General features: G+C 64.1%; 9 protein-coding genes and 1 pseudogene. 5 read left to right on the top strand and 5 right to left on the bottom strand.

Translation table 11 applies throughout. The features are described 5' to 3' along the window. Positions 1 to 130 precede the first annotated feature (130 nt). From IV498_RS08330 to IV498_RS08345, 4 genes are all read left to right on the top strand, one after another. Positions 131 to 1,522, top strand: a complete 1,392-nt coding sequence (locus IV498_RS08330) for an MFS transporter (protein WP_269046096.1) — start codon at positions 131 to 133, stop codon at positions 1,520 to 1,522. A 60-nt stretch (positions 1,523 to 1,582) separates the two neighbouring features. Continuing rightward, positions 1,583 to 2,494: a patatin-like phospholipase family protein gene (locus IV498_RS08335; RefSeq protein WP_269046097.1), complete on the top strand. Its 912-nt coding sequence runs from the start codon at positions 1,583 to 1,585 to the stop codon at positions 2,492 to 2,494. 113 nt (positions 2,495 to 2,607) lie between these two features. Next, positions 2,608 to 3,387: a phosphatase PAP2 family protein gene (locus tag IV498_RS08340; RefSeq protein ID WP_269046098.1), complete on the top strand. Its 780-nt coding sequence runs from the start codon at positions 2,608 to 2,610 to the stop codon at positions 3,385 to 3,387. Positions 3,388 to 3,662: 275 nt separating this feature from the next. Next, positions 3,663 to 4,622: a nuclease-related domain-containing protein gene (locus tag IV498_RS08345; protein ID WP_269046112.1), complete on the top strand. Its 960-nt coding sequence runs from the start codon at positions 3,663 to 3,665 to the stop codon at positions 4,620 to 4,622. A 230-nt stretch (positions 4,623 to 4,852) separates the two neighbouring features. Here IV498_RS08345 and IV498_RS08350 read toward each other — a convergent pair whose 3' ends face one another. The 5 genes and pseudogenes from IV498_RS08350 to IV498_RS08370 all read right to left on the bottom strand — a co-directional run bounded on the left by IV498_RS08350 (position 4,853) and on the right by IV498_RS08370 (position 10,475). After that, positions 4,853 to 6,175, bottom strand: a complete 1,323-nt coding sequence (locus IV498_RS08350; protein WP_269046099.1) for an MFS transporter — start codon at positions 6,173 to 6,175, stop codon at positions 4,853 to 4,855. Positions 6,176 to 6,232: 57 nt separating this feature from the next. Then, positions 6,233 to 7,531, bottom strand: coding sequence for an acetylornithine deacetylase (gene argE / locus IV498_RS08355; protein WP_269046100.1), 1,299 nt, complete (start codon positions 7,529 to 7,531; stop codon positions 6,233 to 6,235). A 32-nt stretch (positions 7,532 to 7,563) separates the two neighbouring features. Beyond that, entirely contained in the window at positions 7,564 to 9,099 is a 1,536-nt protein-coding gene (locus IV498_RS08360; protein WP_269046101.1) for an amidase, read from the bottom strand. Next, positions 9,096 to 9,605 (bottom strand): annotated as a pseudogene (locus tag IV498_RS08365) (MFS transporter); the annotation flags it as partial. The pseudogene IV498_RS08365 and the gene IV498_RS08360, both read right to left, overlap by 4 nt. A gap of 21 nt (positions 9,606 to 9,626) precedes the next feature. Beyond that, positions 9,627 to 10,475 carry an MFS transporter gene (locus IV498_RS08370; RefSeq protein WP_269046102.1) on the bottom strand — a complete coding sequence of 283 codons (849 nt, stop codon included), beginning with the start codon at positions 10,473 to 10,475 and terminating at the stop codon, positions 9,627 to 9,629. A gap of 302 nt (positions 10,476 to 10,777) precedes the next feature. On the opposite strand from IV498_RS08370, the gene IV498_RS08375 reads away from it, so the two are divergent. Beyond that, positions 10,778 to 11,839, top strand: a complete 1,062-nt coding sequence (locus IV498_RS08375) for a LacI family DNA-binding transcriptional regulator (RefSeq protein WP_269046103.1) — start codon at positions 10,778 to 10,780, stop codon at positions 11,837 to 11,839. Positions 11,840 to 12,029 lie beyond the last annotated feature (190 nt).

Below are 12,029 nucleotides of genomic sequence, written 5' to 3' on the forward strand. Positions count from 1 at the left end.
AAAGGAACGGGGAAAGGGACAGGTAGCTGTCGTCTGGGAGCCACCGGCGACTAGTCTGGGTCATAATGACCTTATCTTCGTTGGCCGTATCTGACGCCGGCCTTATCTTCGCCCCCGAAGGAACGCTTCCATGTCCGAGACCCTGCACAGTCCTCCGCGGAATTCGCTGACCGAACGCCTGGACCGACTGCCGTTCACACGCCGTCATGCGAGCCTGCTGGCCGGGTCCGGCGTCGGCTGGGCACTGGATGCTTTCGACGTCGGTTTGATTTCCTTTGTCATTGCCCAGCTGTCGGTGACCTGGAAATCGGATGCGGCGGCGCTGTCTTGGGTGGCGTCAGCAGGATTTGCCGGAATGGCGATCGGCGCTGCTGTTGGCGGCCTGCTGGCCGACAAGCTGGGCCGCAAGCAGGTCTTCGCACTTACTCTGCTGCTGTATGGGGCGGCCACCGGCGCGTCGGCTCTGGCGGGGTCCGTGGGAGTGCTGCTGCTGCTGCGTTTTATCGTCGGCCTGGGCCTTGGGGCGGAACTTCCGGTCGCGTCGACGCTGGTGAGCGAATTCGCCCCGCGCCGTATCCGCGGCCGAATCGTCGTCTTGGAGGCCTTTTGGGCGGTTGGTTGGGTGGGCTCGGCGCTGGTGGGATACCTGGTGATCCCCGGAAGTCCGGACGGCTGGCGCTGGGCGCTGCTGATTGGCGTGCTGCCGGCGGTGTGGGCGGTCTTTGTCCGGCTCAGGATGCCGGAATCGGTGCGGTTCCTGGAGTCCAAGGGGCGGCATTCAGAGGCCGAGAAAGTTGTTCGACAATTCGAAGCCTCCGCCGGCACCGCATCTGCCGCCCAGGACCACAGGCCGGTGGCTGCAGTAGGGCGCGCCCCCGTGCCCGCATCAGGGTTGGCAGCATGGCAAGCACCCGTTCGCACCCGATTGATGGACCTGTTCGCGCCGGATCTGAGGCAGCGGAGCGCACTGATCTGGGCGGTCTGGTTCCTGGTGAACTTTTCGTACTACGGCGCGTTCATCTGGCTGCCGACTCTCCTGGTTTCGGCGGGCTTCCCGCTGGTGAAGTCCTTTGAATACACGCTCATCATCACGCTCGCGCAGTTGCCAGGTTATGCGGCGTCGGCATCCCTGGTGGAAAAGTGGGGCCGGCGCATCACCTTGTCCACCTTCCTGGTCGGCTCGGCCATCGCTGCCGCGGCCTTCGGTTTCGGCGCCGTCAATGGCAGCGAATCCCAGATTATCGCCAGCGGCATGCTCCTCTCGTTCTTCAATCTGGGCGCGTGGGGAGCGTTGTATGCCGTGACGCCGGAGCTGTACCCGACCCGCCTGCGCGGATCAGGTTCCGGATCTGCCGCCGGTTTCGGCCGCCTTGCCTCAATTGCCGCCCCACTGCTGGTCCCGCCGCTCCTGGTTCTCGGCGGGACCTTACTGCTCTTCATCGTCTTCGCGATCGTTTTCGTCTTCGCCGCGTGCGCCGCCTTCGCGTTACCGGAACTGCGTGGAAAACCCCTGACGGAATAGCTGGCGCGGCGGCGGCCCCGCGAATGCATCCGACAATAACTGCAGCGAAAAAGGAAACCCATGAGCAACATCAGAACTCTCGTCCTCGGCGCCGGCGGGCTAACCGGAATCGGCTGGGAGACCGGTCTGATAGCGGGGCTGGCGCAGCAGGGCATCGAACTGGGCGACGCGGACCGCATCATCGGCAGTTCCGCCGGATCCACCGTCGGCGCCCGGCTCGCCTGTGGCGTTGCCCCGGAGGAGGCATATCGTGCCCAGCTCGACGGCGGCGCGCACGAAGTGCCGGCCGCCTTCGGCTTCCGCAACGTCGTCGGCCTGCTGGGTCCGCAACTGCTGCCCGGCAGTGACGCAGCCATCGCCCGCCGGATCGGCCGCGCCGCGCTGCGCACCGCAACCGTGAGTGAATCTGAACGCCGCGCCATCATCGCCCAGCGCGTCCCCGGGGAGGAATGGCCGCGTAAGGAACTGCTGATCACCGCTATCGACGCCAGCACCGGAGAACGGCGGGTCTTTACCCGGGACAGCGGCGTTTCCCTCGTGGACGCCGTCGCCGCCAGTTGCGCCGTCCCTACAGTCTGGCCGGCCGTCAGCATCGGTGCTGCCCGCTATATTGACGGCGGCGTCCTCTCCAGCACCAATACCGACCTCGCCCGCATAAACAATGGCGGCAGCGCCAACGACGAAGGTGGCAGCAACAGCCGCGGCAGCAGCTACGACCAAGGTGGCGGCAGCGCCGACCTCGTCCTGGTGCTGGCTCCGATTCCCGGGGCACTCCGCAAGCGCTGGTCGGCAGCCGCGCAGCTAAAAACCCTCGGACCGCAGGTCCGCACGCTGCTGATCACGCCCGACGGCGGCGCCAAGCAGGCGATGGGGCGCAACTCACTCAATCCCGCATTCCGTGCGGCAGCGGCCCGCGCCGGGCGCGAACAAGCCAAGGCGGTGGCCGCAGCAGTAGGGCGACTGTGGTCCTGACCGGAGACGACAATCCATCCAGTCCACCGCGGTGGCAGCAGCAGTAGGGCGACTGTGAGGTTCTGACTAGGATTCAACTTACTCGCTCCAACGACCGGTGGACAGGAAACAGAATGAAGAGGAACGGATCAGTGGACAGGCCGAAGCATGCCGGTTGGCATCAGAAGTTCATCGTCGAAGAGCGCCGGCTGCCGGCTGCTGCGCGACGCCGGCTGTATCTCACCTCGACGGTGCTGATGGCCGTCAGACTTCTCGGATTCCTGATTCTGCTGGCCGCAGTTTTGACCTATACCGGCTTTGAACGACTGGACCAGCCCGTCGAGAACTGGTTTGACGCCCAGCGGGCCCCAAGCACCACCGGTTTCATGATTGCCCTCGCCATCATCTTCGGACCCATCGCGCTGCCTATCATCGTCCTCGTGGTCACCGTGAGCTGGACCATCCTGGCCAAGCACGCGTGGCGGCCACTCCTGCTCGCCGCCGCCATGCTTCTGGGCGTCATCCTCGCGGAGATCCTCGCTCCCCTCGTTAAACATCCCCGCCCTCCCATCGACCTGATGCTTTTCGGCCCCGATACCTCCTTCTCCTTCCCTTCGGGCCATGTCCTTGGAACCTCCGACTTCCTGCTCATGCTGGCCCTTCTGATCGCCAGCCGCCGCCAGAAGACGGTGTTCACCTTTGCGGCGGTGGCTCTGGCCGTACTGGGCATCTTCGCCCAAGTAGTGAGCAGGCTCTACCTCGGATACCACTGGATCAGCGACACTTCCGCCTCGATCGCCCTGTCCATGGTCATCGTCGGCGCGGTCATCGCCGTCGACACGAAACGAACGGTGAGAATTCATGGCGAACCGGTGAGCGGACCGCTGTCACAGCCGCAGGTGGACGGGACCTAAGCATGAGCGAATCAACACTCTGCGACGCAAGAAGACCGCAAAGCCGGCGACGTAATACTTTGTTCGTTACCAATCGTCATCCGCTGCCGATTATCAATAGTGGTCGACCCGATTTCGGTCGTTACGATCTTCTTTCTCCGCGGCATGATGGACGGCACGCCAGAAGACTGTAACGCTGCACACTGAATAAGCTCGACCGGATTCACTTTCAGCCACGAATCCGGCCCTAAATCGTTTCCAGGGAGTTACCGGGTAATTCCTGCAGCTTGCTGCAGGTGGTGGATCATGCAAACCGGGGAGCGTGGGGCGTGGCGGCAGGAGATGGGGCTTCCGAACAGGCACAGATGGCCGCAGATCGGGTAGCGCGGCTGAAACGTCAGCTGCAACAGGCCGAACGGGATGAACGTGCGTGGATTGCCGGAGCAGCCGGTGAAGCTCTTGTGGGAGAAAAACTCAAGACCCTGAACCCTTCTGACTGGCTCGTGCTGCACGATGTTCATTGGCCGGGACGACCCAAGGCCAACCTTGATCACGTTTTGGTCGGGCCCGGCGGGGTCCTCGTCATTGATGCAAAGAACTGGACCGGCCGCATCGAAGTGCGCGAGGGTGTTCTGTTCCAGGAGGGGCGCACCCGGATCAGGGAAACTATTGGTGTGCTGGAGCAAGTCGCAGCCTTGACGGTGCTGTTGGATCCGAAGCATCGTCAACGGGTTCATGGCTGGTTATGCATGGTCCGGCAGCCGGACATGCAGGCCATCAGCAGCAGCGGGGTGAGAATCCAGGGGCTAAGTACCCTGACGGATGCGATCAACGCCCTGCCGAACGTCCTTGAGCCAGCCGAGGTGCAGGCTATTCACGCCTATCTAAAGCAACTCCTCACCGGAGCGGCAAGTCCCTCGCTCCTGACAAGCGCCCAGCTTGGAAAAGCCTGGACTGGCAACGCAAAGGCGAAGACAAACCCGCGGGCCGGTTTCCAGTTATCCGCTCCTTCCCGGCAATTCCAAGCAAAGCAACAAACCACTTCCCATTCGGGCCAACGGTCACGGCCGGCGTCTTCCAGGGCCCGTCGGCCGTCAAAGCCACAACTCGGATGCCTGGGCGTCGCAGGCGTCCTGATCTTCCTGCTGGTATTTTCCTCGATGCTGATGAACTTGGGCACAAGCTTTACACAGCAACTAACTCATCTACCGCCCCACCCCGCTCCGGCAACAACACAACCGTTCCAATCTCCGTAGCCGCCACCCCATCCTTCGACCGCGGCCCCCCGAGGGCCCCAACGAGTCCGCCGCGAGCTGCAGGCCCCTCGCGGGTATAGGGCCACCCGCCGGCGCCAAGGTCTACGCCGGCGCCAAGGCCTCCGCCGACTGAAGGCGTCTGCGGTCAACGGGATCAGGCCTGGCCAAACACCAGCGGACGATTCGCAGGGATCAGGCCTGGCCAAACGCCAGCAGATGATTTGCAGGGATCAGGCCTGACGAAACACCCGGCGGGAAATGACCAAACTCACCACCGAGACAGCGGCAATGGCGACGAGGTAGTAGCCGGGCACCAGCAGGGAACCGGTGCTGCCAATTAGCCAGGTGAGGACGAAGGGGGCGAAGCCGCCGAAGACAGTGACCCCGATGTTGTAGCCCAGGGACAGCCCGGTGGTGCGGATCTGGGCAGGAAACATTGAGGACATGATGGCCGGCAGCGGCGCAAAGTAGGCGGTGGCCAGCACAGACAGGACCAGTTCGACCAGGATCATGGTGGGCAGCGCGGGTGCCGCTATGAGCAGCATGAATGCCGGAACTCCCAAGATCAGCGTTCCGACAGCGGCCCAGGTCATGACGCGGGCCGCTCCGGCCCGGTCGGCCAAGGTGCCAATAAAGGGCGAGCCGATGCTCATGACCACGCCGAAGATCAGGGTCGAGACGAATGCCGCAGCCTTGGGCATGCCCAGATTAACGATCGCGTAAGTGGGCATGAACAGAGCAATGTAAACCCCCACGGATCCCAGCGAGACGACTCCGACGATGGCCCAGAGCCGGCCGCCGTTGCCAATACAGGTTTCCTTCAGTGGTGCCGCGGACCGTTCGGTGTTCAGAAACTCCGGGGTCTCGCGCATCTTGGACCGGATGTACCAGCCCACCGGACCGATGGCCAGGGCGAAGATGAAGGGGACCCGCCAGCCCCAGGATTCCACGGCGTGGGCGCTCAGGTAGGTGTTCAGAACGAAGCCGAAGATTCCGGCCAGCAGGATGGCTGCGCCCTGGGTCGCCACCTGCCAGCTGCCGTAAAAAGCCTTGCGGTTGGGCGCGTATTCGATCAGGAAAGCCGTTGCGGTACCGAATTCACCACCGGTGGCAAAGCCCTGCAGCAGCCGGGACAGCAAAACAAGAATGCTCGCTGTGACGCCAATGGCGGCCGCCGTGGGTGCCAGCACAATCAGCAGGGTGCCGATGAACATCACGAGGATGGAAACCATCATGCCCGCCTTGCGGCCGGCCCGGTCCGCGTACCGGCCGATGATGATGCCGCCGAGGGGCCGCATGATGAAGGACACTCCGAAGGAGGCGAAGGCCAGCAGCAGGGACGCCGTTTCATTGGTGGTAGGGAAAAACAGTTTGGAGATGACGACGGCGAATGTGCCGTAGACAATGAGGTCAAACCATTCAAGGCCGTTGCCGATTGAGGCTGCGACGACGGCTTTACGGGCGTCCCGGCGCTGGAGGGCGACGACGGCGGCTGGCTGTGCCGGCTGCCTCGTGCCTTGTTTTTCGAGACTGTCGACTGCTTCGTGGGTCATTGGGTTTCGTTCCGTTCGGGAAGTGCGGCTGCGCAGTTGCCTGCGCCGCCGGCCAGGTCAGTTAGCGGCAAGATGAGCGGCGAGGGCCCGCAGAAAATCCTCACAGGCGGCGATCTGGGACAGCTCAATGAACTCGTTGGCCGTGTGACCCTGGTCCATGCTACCCGGTCCGCAGACCACCGTGTCGATGCCTGCCCGCTGGAAGAGGCCGGCTTCGGTGGCGTAGACGACGGTCTCCTCGGCGGAGCTGCCGGTGAGCTGCTGCGCCAGTTCGAGGGCTTCGCGGGGGCCCTCCGGACTAAGGCCGGGGACGGATCCAAGCGGCATCAGCACAATGTTGGCCGCCGGGTTCTCCCGCTGGATCTCGTCCCGGAGCGTCCCGAGGTGATCATCGATCCGGGCGATCACGGCGTCCGGATTGACTCCCGGAATGGTCCGGAACTCGAATTCGAAGTCACACCTGTCGGCGACGGTATTCACCGCGACACCGCCCTCGACGACGCCCACGTTGGCCGTGGTGTAAGGAACAATGAAGCTCTCATCGAACGGTCCGGAAAGCCTGTGCTCATCGGCGAGGGAGCGGATGAAGGCGATGGCCCGGGCGGCGTATTCGATCGCGTTCACGCCGGTGGAGGTCATCGAGGAGTGCGCGGCAAGCCCGCTCACGCTCACCCGGTACAGCTGGCTGCTCTTGTGTGCCGAGACGGCGCGCATGCTGGTCGGCTCGCCAACGAAGCTCAGCCGGGGATGGATACCGCGTGCCGCCATTTCGGCGAGCAGGACGACGGCGCCATGGCAGCCCACTTCCTCGTCGTATGTCCAGGCGAGATGCAGCGGTTCCGCCAGCGGACGGGACAGCAACTCGGGCAGCAGACTCAGGATAACGCCGCTGAAGGCCTTCATGTCCGTGGTTCCACGACCATACAGTTTGCCCTCGCGGACTTCGGGCGTGAACGGGTCGCTGGCCCAGTCCTGGCCGTCTACAGGTACCACGTCGGTGTGGCCGGCGAGCATTATGCCGCCCGTGACGGAACCGTCGTGCGCCGGAATGGTGGCGAAAAGATTTGCCTTGCTGCCGTCCGCGTTGGGAACGAATACTGGTGTCAGGCCCCGGGCCGTGAGCTCCTCCGCCATCGTGTGGATCAGCTGCAGGTTGGAATTGCGGCTGGTCGTATCGAAGGAGACAAGCTTGTTCACCCACTCAAGGGTGCGGGAGCTGGGCAGCGCGGAGGTCGTACCGGCGGAGGTCGTACCCGCGGAGGAGGTCGTACCTGCAGAGGTCGGACCGGTGGAGCTGGGGGAAGTCCTGTCGGCGGAGATTGCAGCATTGGAAGTTGCGGCGGCTGAAGTCGTCATGGGTTCTTTCGGGTAGTTGTCGTGCCAGCGGATCAGTTGACGGCGTGGGCCGCGAGGCTGCTCTCCAACAGAGCCGCGGCGTCGAGGAGCAGGAGCTCCTGGCCAGGTTTGGCCACCAGCTGGACGGATCCACGCATGGCCGCACCCGGCAGAGCCACCGGGACGCTGATGGCTGGGAAGCCGAGCAGGCTCCATGGGATCGTCAGACCCAGCAAAGCCGCACGAACTCCGGTCCAGCCAGTTGCCGGGCTGCTGTTCAGCTGGCTACTGTTCAGTTGGCCAAGGTGCAGCTGGCCAAGGTCCAGCTGTCCGAGGTCCCGCTGTCCGATCTCGGGCGCCTCCAGCGGTACGGTCGGCATCAACAAGACGTCGACGGCGGACATTCGCTCGAGCACGCTGGCCCGCAGCCGCCGGCGGATGTCCAGTGCCTGGACATAACGCCAGCCTGGCACTTCCGCAGCAGCCTGCAACCGTTCCAGGACCTCCGCGTCAAAGAGTTCCGGTGCCTTCCGCATCCGTTCGGCATGGACCGCATAGGCTTCCGCAGACTGGATGTCGTAGTACGGGCCCTCGGTTTCATCGATCTCCGGCAGCGGCAGACCGCCGTGGAGGAAATGGACGTTGTGAGCACCGTGGGCAACGTGGGCAACCGAGCCGGATCCCGAAACGGTGCTAATCCCGTCAAGGGCATCAACGGCCAACTGCTCAGCGGTCCGAACGCTTGCCTCCACCCGCTCGGTCAGGTCGCAGTTCGGGCGGGCGATGCGCAGATTGCGTACTCGCTCGCCGTCGGGAAGCCGGGGCGGCGTGCACTGCGACCACCGGGCGCCAAAGCCTTCCGGCTTTGCGGACAACGCCCACCAGCCGATCGCCGCGTCCGCTACCGAACCGGCCAGGGGGCCCACCACATCCAGGGTGGGTGCGAGCGGAAAGACGCCCTGCACGTCCACGGCTCCCTGGCTCGGGCGAAGCCCCACCGTTCCGCACAAAGCCGCCGGAATCCGGACGGATCCACCGGTGTCGGTACCCAGCGCCAGCGGAACAATTCCAGCAGCAACGGCCGCACCAGACCCGCCGCTGGACCCGCCGGTCATTCGGGAGGGATCCTGCGGGTTGCGGGCCGCACCCGTGGCCGCACGGTCACTGGTCGGGCCGTAGGCGAATTCGTGGGTCTGGGTTTTGCCGAGAATCACGGCCCCGGCGGTGCGCAGGGAACTGACCACGGCTGCATCGATGTGGGGAACATGCCCGGCGAAGTGCCGTGAACCCATGGTGGTGGCCAATCCGGCAGTGGCGATCATGTCCTTGATGCCCACCGGAATGCCGTGCAGCGGACCGCGGTCCAAACCTGCGGCAAGTTCCGCGTCGACGAGCCGCGCCGCCCGCCGTGCACCGTCGTCGTCGACCGTGACGAAGCAATTCAGCTCTGTTCCAAGGCCGTGCGCCGCAGCCAGCGCCTGCTCGGTGATTTCGACGGCGGTTATTTCGCCTCCGCGGATCCGGCCAGCGACCTCGGCGATGCCCACCTGGCCAAAGGGGCCCGTCCCGGCCAGCGAGTCCGCTCTCATACCGCCGCCCCTGACCTTGACTTCGAGGAGCGTACGCCGGGCCGGACGAAGATCATGGCCAGCATGCCGACGGCCGTTGCCACCGCCGTAGCAATGAACATCGAGTTGTAGCCGTGCAGGGCCACCAGGAAACCGGTGAGCGTCGGGGCCACGATGGTGGCGATGTTCGTAATGAAGTGGCTGATGCCGCCGAATGTGCCCGCGCGGGTGGGGGCCGTGTCAATGACGACGATCCAGTACACCGCGTTCGGCAGCGAATTGAGTGCGTTGCCGATGGCCATCAGCAGCAGCACGGCGCCGGCGCTGTGAACCGTGGGGATGAGGCAGAAGCACACGGTGGTCAGCAGCAGCGAACCGGCAGCAAAACCGCTGCGCGCAATCCATAGGCTGCCCGTGCGACGGCGCAGCCAATCGGAGATCTTGCCTCCGAGCAGCACCGTGAAGCAGGCGCCAATCCATGGGATCATCCCGAGATACCAGAGCGAGCCGAGGTTGAAGCCGAATTGATCCTGGAGGTATTTCGGCGTCTAGGTCAGGATCATGAAGTTGACGTACTGGAACGCGAAGTAGCCAATGGCGTTGAACACCAGGGTGCGGCTCTGGAAGAAGGACCACCAGGGCACCTTCTCCTCCTCGGTGGAGAGGCTCCGCTCGTCGGCGAGCATGCCGTCGGTACTGCGGATCACGCCCAGTTCGTCCGGCGAAACCTTGGCGTTGTCCTCCGGAAGGTTGGTGAAGATCCGCCGCCAAAAAATGAGCCAGACCAGGCCCAAAAGCCCCAGAATGACGAACATCCAGCGCCACTGCCCGGTGACGGTGAGCAGGAAGACCGCAATGGGCGCGGCGAGCAAAGCGCCCAGCGGCGTGCCGAGCAGTCCCAGGGACGCTGCGAAGCCGCGTTCCCTGACGGTGGCCCAGTTCGCCATCGTGCGGTTGATGGTGGAAAACGTGGGTCCCTCGGCCACGCCGAAAAGGATGCGGAAGACTGCGAAACCCACCAGAGCTGACCCGCCGAAGATGGCGATGCCGATGTTGCCCGCAAATGCCATGCCGATTTCGAAGACGGACCAAAGCAGCACCGCCCAGCCCCAGACCCAGCGCGGGCCCTTTCGGTCCGCGAGCGCGCCGCCGAAGAGCGCACCCACCATGTATCCATAGCCGAAGTAACCGAGGACCTCACCCCACTGGACCTTGTTGAGCCCAAATTCGCTGATGATGGGGTTCGCCGCGTAGGAAATCGCTCCGCGGTCCACGTAGTTGATCACAGTGATCAGCACGACCATGGCAAAGACGGTGTAGCGGTAGTTGGGCTTGAAGCGGGCCTGACGTCCCGGCTGTGAGGGCGACGGCGACAGCTCTGCGCGTCCGTGGGACATGGAAGTGCCTTTCTCGATATCCGTATGGGGACGGGGGCCACTTGGCGTTGAGGGGCCGGCGGCCTTCTGCGGCCGCGTTCCGTTCCGCGGACCCCGGTCCGTTCTGAGGACCCCGGTCCTCTCTGAGGACCCCGTTGTGATCCCCGTTACGGAAAAAGGTAACACTGCTCCATGGACTTACGCAATCGATTGTGTAATGTTGCCCAAATGATTGGGCATTGCAGTGTCGTGTGATCAGCGCGGTGCGCAGCCTTCCCCGCCGGCCGTTGGCCTGGAGCAGCTCAGGCGACGCTAGACTTTTGATGACCGCCAAATCTGGCAAATATTTCGAGGAGGCGACAGTGGGCGAGAGCCGCAACCCGACCGTCACGCTGAGGATGATCGCCGATGAGCTGGGTATCCATCCGTCCACGGTGTCGCGCGTCCTCAATGCTTCTGGAAGTGACCCTTCGAAATGGGCGGCGGCCGAAACGGTCCAGCGCATCCGCAACCTGGCCACCGAGCGCGGTTACCACCCGAACGTCTATGCGGCGAACCTGCGCACGGCCCGGTCCAACCTGGTGGGGGTGATTGTGCCGCGGCTTCAGGATTACGTCCTCGCGACGGTCTATGAGGGGATTGAGGAAGCGGCGATAGAGCACGGGCTCTCCACCTTCGTCACGAACTCCTTGGACCGGGCCGACAACCGGCGGGCACGGACGTCCATGATGATCGAACGCCGGGTGGGCGGACTCATCTTCGGGGATGCCCACCTGGAAGATTCCTTCCTGGAAGAAATAGCAGCGCAGGATATTCCGTTCGTGCTGGTCAGCCGGTACACAGGGGCGCATATTTCGGTGACGGGCGACGACTACCTGGGCGGCCGGCTCGTTGGCGAACATCTGCTGTCCATTGGCCGCCGGAATGTCGCGATTCTGGCAGGCCTGCCCTTTGCGTCCACCGCCCGGGACCGGACCCGCGGTGTCACCGACGTTTTCAAGGAAGCGGGAATCGGCATTTCGGCGGACCGGATCGTGCACGGTCCCTTCGATGCCGCTGGCGGCCGTGCCGCGGCAAACGCGGTATTGCGTTCCGGGCGCTATCCCGACGCCATTTTCGCCACCAACGACTTCGCCGCTATTGGCGCCCTTGGTTCCCTCCGCGACCATGGCCTGAGCGTTCCGGAGCACGTCGCCCTAGTCGGCTACAACGACACACCCCTAGCAGCCGAAATGCTGGTACCGCTGACCACGGTCCGCTCCCCCATGCACGTGATGGGCCGGCGGGCCCTTGAACTGCTGGCGGACATCATGGCCGGCCAAAGCGTGGTCTCGGAGCATCTGAAGCCGGAACTCATTGTTCGGGCGTCATCGAGGATCGCATAGAGCCCCATACGGACAGGCGATGCTCTCCGGACAGGCTCTATTCCGGACAGGCGATGGTCTCGGAATGGGGGACGGCCCAAAGCATTACCCAAGGCATTAACGGGCGGCAGGGTCGGAGAACCTCCGGCCCTGCCGCCTCAGAGCACCGCTTGTCTTAAAGCACTGCCTGTCTTACCTCAAGTTACCGTCT

The organism is Paenarthrobacter sp. Z7-10 (genome assembly GCF_026932795.1).
Taxonomy (GTDB): Bacteria; Actinomycetota; Actinomycetes; order Actinomycetales; family Micrococcaceae; genus Arthrobacter_M.

Bases quoted from the DNA above. Each gene is read 5' to 3' on its own strand.
- IV498_RS08350 (WP_269046099.1), bottom strand. From the start codon at position 6,175: ATGACCCACGAAGCAGTCGACAGTCTCGAAAAACAAGGCACGAGGCAG.
- IV498_RS08330 (WP_269046096.1), top strand. From the start codon at position 131: ATGTCCGAGACCCTGCACAGTCCTCCGCGGAATTCGCTGACCGAACGC.
- IV498_RS08360 (WP_269046101.1), bottom strand. From the start codon at position 9,099: ATGAGAGCGGACTCGCTGGCCGGGACGGGCCCCTTTGGCCAGGTGGGC.
- IV498_RS08370 (WP_269046102.1), bottom strand. From the start codon at position 10,475: ATGTCCCACGGACGCGCAGAGCTGTCGCCGTCGCCCTCACAGCCGGGA.
- argE (WP_269046100.1), bottom strand. From the start codon at position 7,531: ATGACGACTTCAGCCGCCGCAACTTCCAATGCTGCAATCTCCGCCGAC.
- IV498_RS08340 (WP_269046098.1), top strand. From the start codon at position 2,608: ATGAAGAGGAACGGATCAGTGGACAGGCCGAAGCATGCCGGTTGGCAT.
- IV498_RS08335 (WP_269046097.1), top strand. From the start codon at position 1,583: ATGAGCAACATCAGAACTCTCGTCCTCGGCGCCGGCGGGCTAACCGGA.
- IV498_RS08375 (WP_269046103.1), top strand. From the start codon at position 10,778: ATGACCGCCAAATCTGGCAAATATTTCGAGGAGGCGACAGTGGGCGAG.